A 16593-nucleotide genomic window follows, 5' to 3' on the forward strand; every position below is an offset into this window, starting at 1 on the left:
GCATTCTGCCAAAGAAAACCTGTCGGCTTTCTGAAAAAAAGTTCATGGACGGCCAAGCGGTTTCACTGGCCTGGATCAACACTTGGTCACAAATAATCCCTAACATGAATTGAGTGCGCACCATTATGTTGCGTCCGTTACCCTGCCTTGGCGCGCTGTCGCCGTCGGGTAACGACGCTAACCGGTGATGGTGTGCTGCAAGGAGCCGAGACCTCACCGGTCTTCAATAAAAGCATCAAGGAAGAGCCGCATCATGCAGCCTCAAGACCTTCTACGCCAAAAATTCGATATCCAGCCATTGACCCGGCCTGACATGACGGTGCACCTGGACGGGCGGATCGTCAATGCCGCCCGGGGTGAAACCGTCCTGACCGTCATCCAGTCCCAGGGCCAGCGCCAGGTGGCCCGCAACGATCATGGCCAGATCAGCGGCGCCTACTGCGGCATGGGCGTCTGCCAATGCTGTCTGGTCAGGATCGACGGCCGGCACAAGCGCCGGGCCTGCCAGACCCAGGTGCGCCCCGGTATGCAGATCGAAACCCGGACCAACCGTATCGTCGAAACGGAGGCGCCATGAACCTCGATCCGGTGATTGTCGGCGGTGGGCCGGCGGGCATGGCGGCCGCCATCGAACTGGCGGCCCATGGGCTGCGCTGCACATTGCTTGAAGAGGCGCCGCGCCTGGGCGGCGTGGTGTATCGGGGGCCATTGCGCGACGGCGTCAGCCTCGACTACCTGGGACCGCGCTACAGCGAAGCCCTGGAAAAACTCCATGGTGAGTTTGACCAGCACGCCGGGCTGATTGACGTCCGTCTCAACCACCGCGTCATCGGGGCCGAAGGGGTGCGGGCGCTGATGCTGCTCGATGCCGATGAACGCGTGCGCGAGGTTGCCTATTCCCATCTGGTCCTGGCGGCCGGTTGCCATGAGCGCAGCGTGCCGTTCCCCGGCTGGACCCTGCCGGGGGTGATGCTGTTGGGTGGCCTGCAACTGCAGATCAAGAGCGGGGTGGTCAAGCCTCCGAGCCCGGTGGTGATCGCCGGTACCGGTCCGTTGCTGCCGCTGGTGGCGTGTCAGCTGCATGCCGCAGGCGTGGCCGTGGCTGGTGTCTATGAAGCCTGCGCATTCGGCCGGATCGCCAAGGAAAGCCTGGCGTTACTGAACAAGCCGCAGCTTTTTCTCGACGGCCTGAGCATGCTGGCCTATCTCAAGCGTTATCGCATACCCGTGCGCTATGGTTGGGGCGTGGTGCAGGCCCACGGGGAGGATGAATTGAACATGGTCACCGTCGCGCCGTATTCCAGCGATTGGGAGCCCGACCTCGCACGCGCCGAACAAGTGCCGGCCCAGACGTTGGCGGTCGGCTACGGCTTCATACCGCGCACCCAGTTGAGCCAGCAGATGGGCCTTGAGCATGGTTTCAGCGACGATGGCTACCTGCGGGCGGTGGCCGATGCCTGGCAGCAAAGCAGCGAGGCGCACATCCACCTCGCCGGTGACATGGGCGGGATTCGCGGCGGTGAAGCGGCCATGCTCAGCGGGCGTATTGCCGCGCTGTCGGTGCTGATGCAATGCAATGTGCTGGACTCCCATGCCGCCCTCGAACGCCGCAAGCAGTATCAGACACAGTTGGATCGGATCATCCGTTTCCGTGCCGCCGTGGATCGCTACACCCGACGCGGTGCCGGACAAACCGCCCTGCCGGCGGCCGATACGGTGATCTGCCGCTGTGAACACGCCACCCGCGCCGACATCGACCGGGCCCTGGAGCAGGGTGTGCAGGACATGGCCAGCCTGAAGATGCGCACCCGCGTGAGCATGGGCGATTGCCAGGGACGGATGTGCGTCGGCTACTGCAGCGACCGCCTGCGCGAAGCCACCGGGCGTGCCGATGTCGGCTGGCTGCGACCACGCTTTCCGATCGATCCGATACCGTTTTCAGCGTTCCGTAATGTTGGCATGGAGGTCGCTCGGCATGACTAAGCATTTAGAGACCCGGGACTACGATGTGGTCATCGCCGGTGGCGGCGTGATCGGCGCTTCCTGTGCCTACCAACTGTCCAAGCGCAAGCACCTGAGGGTCGCCCTGATCGACGCCAAGCGCCCCGGCAACGCGACCCGCGCTTCGGCCGGCGGGCTGTGGGCCATTGGCGAGTCGGTGGGGCTGGGGTGCGGGGTGATCTTCTTTCGCATGATGTCGGCCAACCGCAAGCGCCAGACCCAGGGAGCGGCTGTGGCGGTGGATGCCAGCACGCCGCATATCCTGCCGCAGTCGTTCTTCGACTTTGCCTTGCAGTCCAATGCGATGTACCCCCAACTGCACCGGGAGCTGCTGGACAACCATGGCATGGATATCAAATTCGAGGAAACCGGGCTCAAGTTCGTGATCTACGACGATGAGGATCGCTTGTATGCCGAGCACATCGTCGCCTGCATTCCCCACCTGGCCGATCAGGTGCGCTGGCTTGACCAGGCCGCCCTGCGCGAGGCCGAGCCCAGCGTCAGCCATGAAGCCCGGGGCGCCCTGGAATTCCTGTGCGACCACCAGGTCAGCCCGTTCCGGCTGGCCGACGCCTACACCGAAGGTGCCCGGCAGAATGGTGTCGACCTGTACTTCAATACCCACGTTACCGAGGTGTTGCGCAGCGGGACGCGGGTGACGGGGGTAAACACCGCCGAGGCCGGCACCTTCAACTGCCGGACCCTGATCAATGCCACCGGTGCCTGGGCGGCGGACCTGAGCGAGCAGGCCACCGGCGTGCGGATTCCGGTCAAGCCGGTCAAGGGGCAGATCCTGCTGACCGAGCGTATGCCGAAGCTTCTCAATGGGTGCCTGACCACCAGCGACTGCTACGTGGCGCAGAAAGACAACGGCGAAATCCTTATCGGTAGCACCACGGAAGACAAGGGCTTCGATGTGACCACCACCTACCCAGAGATCGAGGGGCTGGTGCAGGGGGCGATGCGGTGCATCCCGCAACTGGCCGACATCAACCTCAAGCGGACTTGGGCTGGCCTGCGCCCGGGCTCTCCCGATGAATTGCCGATCCTGGGGCCGATGCGAGGCGTGGAAGGCTACCTCAATGCCTGCGGACATTTCCGCACGGGCATCCTGACCTCGGCCATCACCGGCGTCTTGCTGGACAGGCTGGTCAACAACGAGCCGCTGCCGTTGGATATCACGCCGTTCCTGGCGGACCGCTTCGAGGTGATGCCGAGGGTGGCTGAGCCGAAGGATATGGAGTTGGCCTGAGGCATCGAGCCTATGCTCGAATGCAAGTCAGTGAAGCCTCCACCCTGTGGGAGCAAAGCTTGCTCGCGATTGCGGTAAGTCAGTCGGCAACAATATTGACTGGTCTGCCACTATCGCGAGCGAGCTTTGCTCCCACAGGGATGGGTTGTAGGTCGAGCGTCAATCCTCGAACCCCACCTGTTCATGAATCTCATCAACCTTGAGTTCCAGCCGATAGGCCACGGCAATGAACAACGCCTGGCACAGGCACAAGGTGGCACTCAGCGAGCGGAAGGCGAAGGAGCTGCCTTCGTTCACCAGCAGCACGGTGTTGGCCCGTTTCGCCAGGGGCGACAGGTTGCTGTCGGTGATGATCAGCGTCTTGGCCTGGTGATGCTGGGCGATGCGCAGACAGTGCTGGGTTTCCTTGCCATAGGGCGTGAAGCTGATGGCGATCACCAGGTCATTGGCCCGCACACTGCGCATCTGCTCGCGATAACTGCCCCCCAGGCCGGAAACCAGATGGATACGCTTGTTGGTGTGCTGAAGGTTATAGACCAGGTAATCGGCCACCGCGAAGGAGCGCCGCACGCCCACCACATAGATGTTGTCGGCATTGACCACCAGGTCGACAGCCTTGTCGAACGCCTGGTCGTCCAGCTCCTGCCCCAGTCGCTCGATGCCCGACAGCGTGGCGTTGATGCATTCGCGTGCCAGGTCGCCGCCGCTGGCTTTCTGCGACTTGTTGGCGATCATGCTGCGAATACGCTGCTGGTAGTTCTGTACCGGTGTGGTCTTGTGGGTGTAGGCCTCGCGAAACAATGCCTGCATTTCGCTGAACCCGCTGAAGCCGAACCGTTGGGAGAAGCGCACGATGGCCGACGGGTGCACTTCGCACTCGCGGGCGATGTCGCTGATGCGATCCACCATGATCCGGTCGCTTTGCTGGCTCATGTAGCTGGCAATGCGTTTGAGCTGGCGCGGCAAGCTTTCATATTCATCGGTGATCAGTTGCAACAGACGCTCGGCATTGATCGGTGGGCTGGCGAGGGCGGCCTCGGACGCGCTCTCGGATGGCGCCGGCAGATCGGGGCGGGTCATAGATAATCCTTCTGGCTTGTTCTTATAGGGCCGTTCGCTGAAAGACCGGCCCTCGACAATAAGTTGGCTGTTCGCAGTCTACAGCGTAGGCGCAGGGAAAATCATGATGGGTAACGTCGCAATCCATGACTGAAACGATGCACTGCGTCTGATACAGCTGATTGGAAGTTTATTGGAAAAAATATTCCACATAAAATTTTTATAGAAAAATTATTGATTATTGGCCCTTGCTCGTTTTAGTCTGCATCCACCAAGAGCGTTGGCGCCGGTCCGGCAGCGAACGCAGGCTGATAAAAATAACAGGAGCCAGCATGGGCCAGACTCGTTTTGCCAGTGGGCGTCAATTGGATGTGATCTGCCTGGGACGCCTGGGCGTTGACCTGTACGCGCAGCAAGTCGGGGCGCGGCTGGAAGATGTGTCGAGCTTCGCCAAATACCTGGGTGGCTCGTCCGCCAACATCGCTTTCGGCACCGCTCGACTTGGGCTCAGGTCGGCGATGTTGAGCCGGGTGGGGGATGACCACATGGGCCGTTTCCTGGTGGAATCCCTGGCCCGCGAGGGCTGCGATGTCAGCGGCATCAAGGTTGACCCTGAGCGCCTGACCGCCCTGGTGCTGCTGGGTATCAAGGATCGGGAAACCTTTCCCCTGGTGTTCTACCGGGAAAACTGCGCCGACATGGCGCTGCGCGCCGAAGACATTGACGAGGCCTTCATCGCTTCGAGCAAGGCCCTCCTGATCACCGGCACTCATTTCTCCACCGAAAGCGTCTACAACGCCAGCCTCCAGGCGCTGGATCATGCCGCCAAACACAACGTCAAACGCATACTGGACATCGACTATCGACCGGTGCTCTGGGGCCTGACGGGCAAGGCCGATGGGGAAACCCGTTTCGTCGCCGACCAGAAAGTCAGCCAGCATGTGCAAGGCATCCTGCCGCGCTTCGACCTGATCGTCGGCACCGAAGAAGAGTTCCTGATTGCCGGCGGCAGCGAAGATCTGCTGACGGCGCTGCGTACTGTCCGTTCGCTGACGGCGGCCACCCTGGTGGTCAAGCTCGGCCCGCAGGGTTGCACGGTGATTCACGGCGCCATCCCGGCTCGGCTCGAGGACGGTGCGATTTATCCGGGAGTCCGGGTCGAAGTCCTGAATGTACTGGGCGCCGGCGATGCCTTTATGTCGGGCTTCCTCGCCGGCTGGCTGGAGGACGCCAGCGATGAGCGCTGCTGCCAATTGGCCAACGCCTGCGGTGGTCTGGTGGTGTCGCGCCACGGCTGTGCGCCAGCGATGCCGACCCGGGCTGAACTCGACTATCTGTTCGACAGCCCGGTACCGATCACCCGGCCGGACCAGGACGTCGTGCTGCAACGGTTGCATCAGGTCAGCGTGCCGCGCAAGAACTGGAAACAACTGTTCATCTTTGCCTTTGACCATCGTTGGCAACTGGTGGAACTGGCGCAAAAGGGTGATCGAGACCTGAGTTGCATTGGGAAGCTCAAGCAACTGTTCGTCCAGGCGGTGGAGCGGGTCGAAGCCGACCTGAAGCGCCAGGGCATCGAGGCCGATGTCGGCTTGCTGGCCGATCAACGCTTTGGCCAGGATTCATTGAACGCCGCCACCGGGCGCGGTTGGTGGGTCGCGCGGCCGGTGGAAGTGCAAGGCTCGCGGCCGCTGGCGTTCGAACACGGGCGTTCCATCGGCAGCAACCTGATCGCCTGGCCCAGCGAGCAAATCATCAAGTGCCTGGTGCAGTTCCACCCCGATGACGAACCGCTGCTGCGTTTGGAGCAGGAGGCGCAACTGATGGGGCTCTACAAGGCTTCCCAGGTCAGCGGCCATGAATTGCTGTTGGAGGTCATTCCACCGAAGGATCATCCCTCGCAGCATCCCGATGTGCTGTACCGCGCGCTCAAGCGCCTCTACAACCTGGGCATCTACCCGGCGTGGTGGAAGATCGAAGCGCAGACTGCGGACGAGTGGAAGCAGCTCGACGCACTGATCCAACAGCGCGATCCCTATTGCCGCGGGGTCGTGCTCCTGGGGCTCAACGCCCCGGCCGCGGCCTTGGCCGAGGGGTTTCGCCAGGCCAGCCAGAGCACCAGCTGCCGAGGATTCGCCGTGGGCCGCACGATTTTCCAAGAGCCGAGCCGGGCCTGGCTGGCGGGGGACATCGATGACGAAACCCTGATCCAGCAGGTGCAGGGCACGTTTGTGGAGTTGATCGAGGCGTGGCGTGCTGCCCGGAGCTGAATAATGTGAACACTGAACCTGATGTGGGAGCGAGCCTGCTCGCGATAGCGGACTAACTGTTGACCATCAGTCGTCTGAAAGACCGCTATCGCGAGCAGGCTCGCTCCCACAAGGTTCTGCGCAGCTTTCAATTGCTATGTAAAAACAATAAAAGGTGCAGCCATGCCCGCTATTCGAATTGGCATCAACCCGATTTCCTGGAGCAACGACGACTTGCCGTCCCTGGGCGGTGAGACGCCGTTGAGCACCGCGCTGAGCGAAGGCAAGGCCATCGGCTACGAGGGGTTCGAGCTCAACGGCAAGTTTCCCAAGGACGCCAAGGGCGTTGGCGATGTGCTGCGTCCCTACGACCTGGCACTGGTGTCCGGTTGGTACTCCAGTCGCCTGGCCCGGCGCTCGGCGGCCGAGGAAATCGACGCGATTGCCGCCCACGTCCAGTTGCTGGCGCAAAACGGCGCAACGGTGCTGGTTTATGGTGAAGTCGCCGACTCGATCCAGGGCCAGCGCATTCCCCTGATCGAGCGGCCGCGTTTCCACACCGACGCCGCCTGGCAGGCCTATGCCGACAAGCTGACCGAACTGGCCCGCTTCACCTTGTCCCAGGGCGTGCGCCTGGCGTATCACCACCACATGGGGGCCTACGTCGAATCGCCCTCGGACATCGACAAACTGATGGCCCTGACCGGCAGTGAGGTCGGCCTGCTGTTCGACTCGGGTCACTGCTATATGGGCGGTGGCGAGCCGCTACAGGTCTTGCGCAAGCACATCGAGCGGATCTGTCATGTGCACTTCAAGGATGTGCGCAAGCCGGTGGTGCAACTGGCGCGCAACCATCTCTGGAGCTTCCCGGATTGCATCGTCAACGGCACCTTCACCGTGCCGGGGGACGGCGACATTGATTTCGCCGCGTTGCTGGACGTCCTGCTGGCCGCCGATTATCAGGGCTGGTTGGTGGTGGAAGCCGAGCAGGATCCGGCCGTGGCGCCGAGTTATGCCTACGCCAAAAAGGGTTACGACACCTTGCGCGCCTTGCTGCAGGAAAGGAGTTCGTCATGAGTCTGTTGATCAAGAACCAGCCCGGTGGCCGGACCATGGTCCAACTGCCCCAGGGTGAGCTGGAATACGTAGGGTTTGCGGCCTACCGCCTGAGCCTCGGCGAAACCCTGCCGGTGGCCGCCGGCGACAAGGAGTTGTGCCTGGTGCTACTCAGCGGTCGCATCAGCCTCAAGGGCGAAGCGCCGGGGCAGGGCAGCTTCGCCTGGGACAACCTCGGCGATCGTCAGTCAGTGTTCGAGGATAAATCGCCCTATGCCGCCTACCTGCCACCCGGCAGCCAGGCCCAGGTGATCGCCCTGAGCGATGTTCAGGTCGCCGTCTGTGCCGCGCCGGGCTCTAGCCACAACGACTACGGCCCACGGCTGATCCGTCCCGATAGCATGAAGCGCAGCGTGCGCGGCAAGGGGGCGAACACCCGGTATGTCTGCGACATCCTACCGGACAGCGAACCGGCCCATTCGTTACTGGTAGTGGAAGTGCGCACGCCGTCGGGTCACTCGTCGAGCTATCCACCCCACAAGCACGACACCGACGATCTGCCGCACCAGAGTTTCCTGGAGGAAACCTACTATCACCAGGTCAGCCCGTCCCAAGGCTTCGTGTTCCAACGGGTCTACACCGACGACCGCAGCATCGACCAGGCCATGGCCGTGGAGAACGGCGACCTGGTGGTGGTGCCCAAGGGCTACCACCCGGTCAGCGTGCCCTACGGGTACGAGTCGTATTACCTGAATGTCATGGCCGGTCCGAAGCGGGTCTGGCAGTTCCATAACGACCCACAGCACAGTTGGTTGCTGGATCTCTGAACACCGTTTGCTGCCCGATCACCCAAACCGTTTCGTATGGACACTGGAGGGATAACAAGATGAATAAGCCCCTGCGTTTTGCCTTGAACCGAATGGTCGCTCCGCGCCTGGCGTTGCCCGAATTCATCGATCTGGCCCTGGCCCTGAAAACCGATGCCATCGAGATCCGCAACGATCTCAAAGGCGTCGAGATCGAGAACGGCATGGCACCTGCTCGCGTGCGTGAATTGTGCGAGGAGCGGGGCATCAAGGTGTTGTCGATCAACGCCCTCTATCCCTTCGATGTATGGAACGAAGAGCGTCGCGCCCAGGCCGTGAGGTTGGCCGACTATGCACGCGAATGTGGCGCCGAGGGCCTGGTCATGTGCCCGCTCAATGAGCGTGCCGACCCACGCAGCGAGGCCGAGCGCGCGACGGGGCTGCGTACGGCGCTCAGCGAACTGGCGCCGATCCTGCGGGCCTTCGGCATCTACGGCTTCATCGAGCCCCTGGGGTTCGAGGAGTGCTCGTTGCGCCGCAAGGGGACGGCGGTGGAAGCGATCAAGGCCATCGGCGGGCTGGATGTGTTTCGCCTGGTTCACGACACTTTTCACCACCATCTGGCGGGTGAACAGGCGTTCTTCCCCGAGCTGACCGGGCTGGTGCACATCTCCGGCGTGGAGGATGCCCAGGCGCCGTTGGCGACGATCCGCGACGGCCACCGGGTGTTGGTAGGCAAGGCCGACATCCTCGGCAACGCCGCACAGATCGAGGCGCTGCGGGCCGGTGGCTATGAAGGTTACCTGTCCTTCGAACCGTTCGCCGAGAGCGTCCATGAACTGGCCGATATCCGCCAGGCGTTGGGGGCGAGCATGAGCCATCTGCAGAATTCCCAGGCCTGACACGCCTCTCAAAAATGATGAGCCCCCTTGTGGGTGCGAGCCTGCTCGCGAAAGCGATCTCACATTCGACAGTGATGTTGTCTGATATACCGCTTCGCGAGCAGGCTCGCTCCCACAGGGATCGCATTCCAGACAAGGTGCAAGCATGTCCACAACACGACTGACCATGGCCCAGGCCCTGGTGAAATTCCTCGATAACCAGTACGTCGAGGTCGACGGCGTCCAGAGCAAGTTCGTCGCCGGAGTCTTTACCATTTTCGGCCACGGCAATGTGCTGGGCCTGGGCCAGGCGCTGGAACAGGACAGCGGCGACCTGGTGGTCCATCAGGGCCGCAATGAACAGGGCATGGCCCATGCCGCCATCGGTTTCGCCAAGCAGCACCTGCGCCGCAAGATCTATGCCTGTACCTCATCGGTCGGTCCCGGCGCGGCGAACATGTTGACGGCGGCGGCCACCGCGACGGCCAATCGCATTCCGCTACTGCTGTTGCCCGGCGATGTCTACGCCAGCCGTCAACCGGACCCGGTGCTGCAACAGATCGAGCAGTTCCACGACCTGAGCATCAGCACCAACGATGCGTTCAAGGCGGTGAGCAAATACTGGGACCGGATCAACCGTCCCGAGCAATTGATGAGCGCCGCGATCCACGCCATGCGCGTGCTCACCGATCCGGCTGAAACCGGCGCGGTGACCCTGGCGCTGCCTCAGGATGTGCAAGCCGAAGCCTATGACTACCCGGATTACTTCCTGGCCAAGCGTGTGCATCGCATCGACCGCCGTCCGGCCACCGCGGCGATGCTCGGCGATGCCTTGGCCCTGCTCAAGGGCAAGCGTCGGCCGCTGATCATCTGTGGCGGTGGGGTGAAGTACGCCGGCGCCAACGCCGCATTGCAAGCCTTTGCCGAACGCTTCGGCATTCCTTTTGCCGAGACCCAGGCCGGCAAGAGCGCAGTGATATCCAGTCATCCGCTGAACGTCGGCGGTGTTGGCGAAACCGGCTGCCTGGCGGCGAACCTGTTGGCCAAGGAAGCGGACCTGATCATCGGCATCGGTACCCGCTACAGCGATTTCACCACCGGCTCCAAATGGCTGTTCCAGCATCCGGATGTGCAATTCCTCAACCTCAATGTCAGCCCATGCGACGCGCTGAAACTCGACGGCGTGCAATTGCTGGCCGATGCTCGTGCGGGGCTGGAGGCGCTGTCCAGTGCCGTGGGGGATTACCGTGCCGAATGGGGCGGGCGGATCGCTGACGCCAAGGGGCAACTGGAGGCTGAGGTGGACCGGGTCTACCAGGCCGATTATCAGGCCGAGGGTTTCGTCCCGGAAATCGATGACGGCATGGATCCGGCGGTGTTTCGCGAGTTCATCGAACTCACCGGCTCCTGCCTGACCCAGAGTCGGGTGCTGGGCACGCTCAACGAAACCTTGGCCGATGACGCGATCATTGTCGCCGCCGCCGGCAGCCTGCCCGGGGACTTGCAGCGCAGTTGGCGCAGCAAGGGCGTGAATACCTATCACCTCGAATACGGCTATTCCTGCATGGGGTACGAGGTGAATGCGGCGCTGGGGGTGAAACTCGCCGAGCCTGATAAAGAGGTGTACGCCCTGGTGGGTGACGGTTCCTACATGATGCTGCATTCGGAGCTGGCGACCTCGATTCAGGAGCGGCGCAAGATCAATGTGGTGCTGCTGGACAACATGACGTTCGGCTGCATCAACAATTTACAGATGGGGAACGGGATGGACAGCTTCGGCACCGAGTTCCGCTTCCGCAACCCCGACACCGGCAAGCTCGACGGCGGTTTCGTGCCGGTGGATTTCGCTATGAGTGCGGCGGCCTACGGCTGCAAGACCTACAAGGTGAAGACCCTCGACGAACTGCACGCGGCCCTGGCGGACGCACGGCTGCAAACGGTCTCGACCCTGATCGACATCAAGGTCCTGCCCAAGACCATGATCCACGGCTACCTGTCCTGGTGGCGGGTCGGTGTGGCGCAAGTCTCCACCAGCGCCCGGACCAACGCCGTCGCCAAGACCCTCAATGAACGACTGGCCCAGGCCCGTCAGTACTGATTTGCCCCAACCCTACATAAGGAGTTCTACATGTCTTTGAAGCTGGGCGTCATCGGCACCGGGGCCATCGGCCAGGACCATATCCGTCGTTGCAGCCAGACCTTGCTCAACAGCCAGGTGGTGGCGGTGACCGACATCAACCTGGCCCAGGCGGCGAAAGTGGTGGCCGACCTGAACCTGACCGCCGAGGTCTATCCCGATGGACACGGGTTGATCAAGGCGCCGGAAGTCGAGGCGATCCTCGTCACGTCCTGGGGGCCGAGTCATGAGGAGTTCGTGCTGGCGGCGATCGCCGCCGGAAAGCCGGTGTTCTGTGAAAAGCCCCTGGCTGTCACGGCAGAAGGCTGCCGCCGGATCGTCGAGGCCGAGGTGGCCCATGGCAAGCGATTGGTGCAGGTCGGTTTCATGCGCCCGTACGATGAGGGCTATCGGGCGCTCAAGGCGGTGATCGACAGCGGCCAGATCGGCGAACCCCTGATGCTGCATTGCGCCCACCGCAACCCCAGCGTGGGTGAAAACTACAAGACCGACATGGCGATCACCGACACCTTGATCCATGAGTTGGACGTGTTGCGTTGGCTGCTGGCCGACGACTACGTGTCGGTGCAAGTGGTCTTCCCCCGCAAGACCAGCAAGGCCCTGGCCCACCTGCGCGATCCCCAGATCGTCCTGCTGGAAACCGCCAGGGGCACGCGCATCGACGTGGAAGTGTTCGTCAACTGTCAGTACGGCTATGACATCCAATGCGAGGTGGTGGGGGAGACCGGCATCGCCAAGTTGCCGGAACCGTCGCAGGTACAGCTGCGCAGTGGCGCCAAGCTGTCCAATGCCATCCTGATGGACTGGAAGGATCGCTTCATCGCCGCCTATGACGTCGAGTTGCAGGCCTTTATCGACGGCGTCCGCGCCGGGCAGGTGGGCGGCCCTTCGGCGTGGGATGGTTTCGCGGCGGCGGTGGCGGCGGATGCCTGCATCGAGGCGCAGGGCAGTGGGCAGATCGTCAAGGTGGAGTTGCCCGAGCGTCCGCGTTTCTACGGTTGATCACTGTTTTAAATGTGGGAGCGAGCCTGCTCGCGATGGCGGTGTGTCAGGCGACATCAATGTGATTGACAGGCTGCCATCGCGAGCAGGCTCGCTCCCACAGGGCCGCATTTAAATTGTGGGACAAGGAGCTTTCATGCGAATCGGACTGGTGGGCTACGGCAAGGGTGGACGATTCTTTCATGCGCCGCTGATCAGCAGTTTGCCGGGGGCGACGTTCGTGGGCGTGGTGACCCGGTCTCCCGAGCGCCGCCAGCAACTGGCGACCGAACATCCTGATGTCCAGGCTTTCGACACGCTGGAGCAACTGGTGGCGGCCGGTGTCGACGCGGTGGTGGTTTCCACGCCTCTGGACGGTCGTCCGGCGGTGGTGATGGAGGCCATCGAGCGGGGCGTGGCGGTGGTCAGCGACAAACCTTTCGCCCCTGATGCCGCGCAGGCCGAGGCGATGGTGCTGGCCGCCGAGCGACGCAACGTGCCGCTGTGCGTGTACCAGAACCGGCGCTGGGACTCGGACTTCCTGACCGTGCGCAAATTGTTGGCGTCCGGTGTCCTGGGACAGGTCCTGCGGTTCGAGTCCAGTGTCGAGCGTTATTCGCCGACGTCGGTGGGCAAGGGCAGCGGTGGCGGATTCCTGCGTGACCTGGGCAGTCATCTGGTGGACCAGGCGTTGCAGCTGTTCGGGCCAGTGGTGCGAATCTACGCCGAACTGGACTACCGGCGGCCAGGCCAGGTTTTCGACAATGGCTTCTTCATGTCCCTGACCCATGCCGACGGCGTGGTGTCGCACTTGAGTGGCAGTTGCCTGCAGAACGCGCCGCGTCCACGGTTCCGGGTCAGTGGTTCCGAGGGTTGTTATACCGTCGAGGGCCTGGACGGACAGGAGGCCCAGGCCCTGGCCGGTTTGAGCCCGGCCACAGAGGGCGAACGCTGGGGGACCGAAGAACATCGACGCTGGGGCTGGTTCGAGCACGGCACCGAGCGTGAGCGGGTGACGTCGGAGCGGGGGTGCTGGATCGAGTTCTACCAGCGCCTGCAAACCGCATTGCAGGGAACTGGCCCGCTGCCAGTCCAGCCCTGTGATGCACTGGCGACCACCCGAATCCTGGACGCTGCCCGGCAGAGCGCGGAGCGCCATGAAGTGGTGGTGTTAGCCACGCCCATTGGTCATGGAATAAAAAACGAATAAAATTCTAAAATCTGTTGATATGGAAAATATTTTCTAATAAAGTCTTTTCCAGGTTACCGACATCCTGTTCCCGCTTGTGCAATGGCTTCTTAAACAAGCGGCGAACTCAACAAAAACAAGAAACACAGCCAGGTACCGTCGATGAAAACCTTCAGCCGCTCTGCGTTTCATCTGTCACATCTGCTGCGCTTGTCCGCAGTCCTTCCCCTGTTCGAATCCCTGTGCATCCAGCGCAACGGCGCCGTGGTGTGTTGCATGCCCGGTGCGCCCATCGTGCGTTTGCCCCGTTCCTGAGCGCCGACACGCCTTATCCATAAAACCAACAAGAATGTGGAGAAAGACCGTTCATGAAGACCAAGACCCGTATCGCCTCGTTGGCCCTGTCGTTGATGCTTGCCAGCGGCGCTGCCCTGGCGGACCTGAAGATTGGGGTCAGCATGTCGCAGTTCGACGACACCTGGCTGACTTACCTGCGTGAGTCCATGGACAAGAAAGCCAAGTCCATGCCGGACGGCGTCAGCCTGCAGTTCGAAGACGCACGCAGTGATGTGGTCAAGCAATTGAGCCAGGTGGAAAGTTTCATCAGCCAGAAAGTCGACGCCATCATCGTCAACCCGGTGGACACCGCTGCGACCCAGCGCATCACCAAGTCCGCCGTGGCCGCCGGTATTCCGCTGGTCTACGTCAACCGTCGTCCCGATGACCTGAAACTGCCGGCGGGCGTGGTGACTGTTGCCTCGGACGACCTGGAAGCCGGCCGGATGCAGATGCAATACCTGGCGGACAAAATGGGGGGCAAGGGCGATATCGTGATCCTGCTGGGCGACCTGGCCAACAACTCCACCACCAACCGCACCAAGGGCGTCAAGGAAGTGCTCGCCAAGTACCCGAACATCAAGATCGAACAGGAACAGACCGGCACCTGGTCCAGGGACAAGGGCATGACCCTGGTCAACGACTGGCTGACCCAGGGGCGTGAGTTCAACGCCGTGGTGGCGAACAACGACGAGATGGCCATCGGCGCGTCCATGGCGCTCAAGGGCGCCGGCAAGGAGAAGGGCAGCGTTCTGATAGCCGGGGTCGACGGCACGCCGGATGGCTTGAACGCCGTGAAGAAGGGCGACATGGCGGTCTCGGTGTTCCAGGATGCCAAGGGCCAGGCCGACGGTTCGATCGACACGGCGGTGAAAATGATCAAGAAACAGCCGGTGGAGCAGGCCGTGTGGGTGCCGTATCGCCTGATCACGCCGGAAAACGTCGACCAGTTCAAGTAACGTTCCACGCACCACTGGTTCGACCACAACAATAAGCAGGCAAGGACGCCACGCCGACCTTGCCGAGGGAGTACCTGACCATGTTTGCCTCAGCGATAGCTTCGAGCGCCCCGGCAATGACTGTCCAGCCGGGCGTATTACCTGACGAACCGTATCTGCTGGAAGTCGTCAATGTCAGCAAGGGATTTCCCGGCGTGGTGGCCTTGTCCGACGTGCAGTTGCGGGTACGTCCCGGCTCCGTCCTGGCCCTGATGGGCGAAAACGGCGCGGGTAAATCCACCCTGATGAAGATCATTGCCGGCATCTACCAGCCGGACGCCGGTGAACTGCGCCTGCGGGGCAGACCGGTCACCTTCGACACGCCCCTGGCGGCGCTGCAGGCCGGCATTGCGATGATCCACCAGGAACTGAACCTGATGCCCCACATGAGCATCGCCGAAAACATCTGGATCGGCCGCGAGCAGCTCAATGGCTTGCACATGATCGACCACGGGGAGATGCACCGTTGCACCGCCAGGTTGCTGGAACGCCTGCGGATCAACCTCGACCCCGAGGATCTGGTGGGCAACCTGAGTATTGCCGAGCGGCAAATGGTGGAAATCGCCAAGGCGGTGTCCTATGACTCCGACATCCTGATCATGGACGAACCGACCTCGGCCATCACCGAAACGGAAGTCGCCCACCTGTTCTCGATCATTGCCGACCTCAAGGCCCAAGGTAAGGGCATCATTTACATCACCCATAAAATGAACGAAGTGTTTGCTATCGCCGATGAAGTGGCGGTGTTTCGCGACGGCCGCTACATCGGCCTGCAACGGGCCGACAGCATGGACGGCGACAGTCTGATCTCGATGATGGTCGGACGGGAATTGAGCCAGCTGTTTCCGGAGCGGGACAAACCCATCGGCGAGTTGGTGCTGTCGGTGCGCGACCTGAGCCTGGACGGCGTTTTCAAGGGGGTCTCCTTCGACCTCCACGCCGGGGAGGTCCTCGGCATCGCCGGGCTGATGGGCTCGGGACGGACCAACGTGGCCGAGGCGATCTTCGGTGTCACGCCCAGTACCGGCGGCGAGATCTTGCTGGACGGCCAACCGGTGCGTATCACCGACCCGCACATGGCCATCGAGAAGGGCTTCGCCTTGTTGACCGAGGATCGCAAGCTCAGTGGGCTGTTCCCGTGCCTGTCGGTGCTGGAAAACATGGAAATGGCCGTGCTGCCCCATTACGTCGGCAACGGGTTCATCCAGCAGAAAGCCTTGCGCGCCTTGTGCGAAGACATGTGCAAGAAGCTGCGGGTCAAGACCCCGTCCCTGGAGCAGTGCATCGATACCCTGTCCGGCGGTAATCAACAGAAGGCGCTACTGGCCCGCTGGCTGATGACCAACCCGCGGATCCTGATCCTCGACGAACCGACCCGTGGCATCGACGTTGGCGCGAAGGCCGAGATCTACCGGCTCATTGCCTACCTCGCCGGCGAGGGCATGGCAGTCATCATGATTTCCTCCGAACTGCCGGAAGTGCTGGGCATGAGCGACCGGGTCCTGGTGATGCACGAAGGTGACCTGATGGGCACCCTCGACCGGAGCGAAGCGACCCAGGAGCGGGTCATGCAACTGGCCTCCGGCCTGGCCTGACGCGCCCGTTCAAAAAATAAAGTCGAGCAACATTGTGGCGAGGGGATTTATCG

At 62.2% G+C, this 16593-nt stretch carries 14 protein-coding genes; 13 read left to right on the top strand and 1 reads right to left on the bottom strand.

Annotated features, from left to right (window positions below):
• Window positions 1–253 precede the first annotated feature (253 nt).
• From hcnA to hcnC, 3 genes are read left to right on the top strand one after another with little or no spacing between them, the layout of a single operon-like run.
• Entirely contained in the window at window positions 254–577 is a 324-nt protein-coding gene (gene hcnA, locus FGE05_RS22220) for a cyanide-forming glycine dehydrogenase subunit HcnA (RefSeq protein WP_041022151.1), read from the top strand.
• The gene (hcnB, locus tag FGE05_RS22225; protein WP_139648299.1) at window positions 574–1983 is read left to right on the top strand and encodes a cyanide-forming glycine dehydrogenase subunit HcnB; all 1410 of its coding nucleotides are present in this window, start codon (window positions 574–576) and stop codon (window positions 1981–1983) included. Before hcnA ends, hcnB begins: the two co-directional genes overlap by 4 nt.
• Entirely contained in the window at window positions 1976–3253 is a 1278-nt protein-coding gene (gene hcnC / locus FGE05_RS22230) for a cyanide-forming glycine dehydrogenase subunit HcnC (protein WP_139648301.1), read from the top strand. The genes hcnB and hcnC overlap by 8 nt, the downstream gene beginning before the upstream one ends.
• A gap of 159 nt (window positions 3254–3412) precedes the next feature.
• Here hcnC and FGE05_RS22240 read toward each other — a convergent pair whose 3' ends face one another.
• The gene (locus tag FGE05_RS22240; protein ID WP_139648305.1) at window positions 3413–4333 is read right to left on the bottom strand and encodes a MurR/RpiR family transcriptional regulator; all 921 of its coding nucleotides are present in this window, start codon (window positions 4331–4333) and stop codon (window positions 3413–3415) included.
• Window positions 4334–4644: 311 nt separating this feature from the next.
• On the opposite strand from FGE05_RS22240, the gene iolC reads away from it, so the two are divergent.
• The 10 genes from iolC to FGE05_RS22285 all read left to right on the top strand — a co-directional run bounded on the left by iolC (window position 4645) and on the right by FGE05_RS22285 (window position 16540).
• A complete protein-coding gene (gene iolC / locus FGE05_RS22245) occupies window positions 4645–6582 on the top strand; it encodes a 5-dehydro-2-deoxygluconokinase (RefSeq protein ID WP_139648306.1) in 1938 nt (645 codons plus the stop codon).
• A gap of 162 nt (window positions 6583–6744) precedes the next feature.
• Window positions 6745–7638, top strand: coding sequence for a myo-inosose-2 dehydratase (iolE, locus tag FGE05_RS22250; RefSeq protein WP_139648308.1), 894 nt, complete (start codon window positions 6745–6747; stop codon window positions 7636–7638).
• Complete coding sequence (gene iolB / locus FGE05_RS22255) at window positions 7635–8444, top strand: 5-deoxy-glucuronate isomerase (RefSeq protein ID WP_139648310.1); 810 nt, start codon at window positions 7635–7637, stop codon at window positions 8442–8444. The genes iolE and iolB overlap by 4 nt, the downstream gene beginning before the upstream one ends.
• A gap of 59 nt (window positions 8445–8503) precedes the next feature.
• Window positions 8504–9325 carry a TIM barrel protein gene (locus FGE05_RS22260; protein WP_139648312.1) on the top strand — a complete coding sequence of 274 codons (822 nt, stop codon included), beginning with the start codon at window positions 8504–8506 and terminating at the stop codon, window positions 9323–9325.
• Window positions 9326–9470: 145 nt separating this feature from the next.
• Window positions 9471–11402 (top strand): 3D-(3,5/4)-trihydroxycyclohexane-1,2-dione acylhydrolase (decyclizing), encoded by a 1932-nt coding sequence (gene iolD / locus FGE05_RS22265; RefSeq protein ID WP_139648314.1) that lies wholly within the window; start codon window positions 9471–9473, stop codon window positions 11400–11402.
• Between the two features lie 30 nt (window positions 11403–11432).
• Window positions 11433–12443, top strand: coding sequence for a Gfo/Idh/MocA family protein (locus FGE05_RS22270; protein ID WP_139648316.1), 1011 nt, complete (start codon window positions 11433–11435; stop codon window positions 12441–12443).
• A gap of 136 nt (window positions 12444–12579) precedes the next feature.
• Window positions 12580–13632 carry a Gfo/Idh/MocA family oxidoreductase gene (locus tag FGE05_RS22275; RefSeq protein ID WP_139648318.1) on the top strand — a complete coding sequence of 351 codons (1053 nt, stop codon included), beginning with the start codon at window positions 12580–12582 and terminating at the stop codon, window positions 13630–13632.
• Between the two features lie 141 nt (window positions 13633–13773).
• The gene (locus tag FGE05_RS29920) at window positions 13774–13926 is read left to right on the top strand and encodes a hypothetical protein (protein WP_162843601.1); all 153 of its coding nucleotides are present in this window, start codon (window positions 13774–13776) and stop codon (window positions 13924–13926) included.
• Between the two features lie 53 nt (window positions 13927–13979).
• Window positions 13980–14906, top strand: coding sequence for a sugar ABC transporter substrate-binding protein (locus tag FGE05_RS22280; RefSeq protein WP_139648320.1), 927 nt, complete (start codon window positions 13980–13982; stop codon window positions 14904–14906).
• 80 nt (window positions 14907–14986) lie between these two features.
• The gene (locus FGE05_RS22285) at window positions 14987–16540 is read left to right on the top strand and encodes a sugar ABC transporter ATP-binding protein (protein WP_139648322.1); all 1554 of its coding nucleotides are present in this window, start codon (window positions 14987–14989) and stop codon (window positions 16538–16540) included.
• The last annotated feature ends 53 nt before the right edge of the window (window positions 16541–16593 follow it).

The organism is Pseudomonas sp. ICMP22404 (genome assembly GCF_006227205.1).
GTDB lineage: Bacteria > Pseudomonadota > Gammaproteobacteria > Pseudomonadales > Pseudomonadaceae > Aquipseudomonas.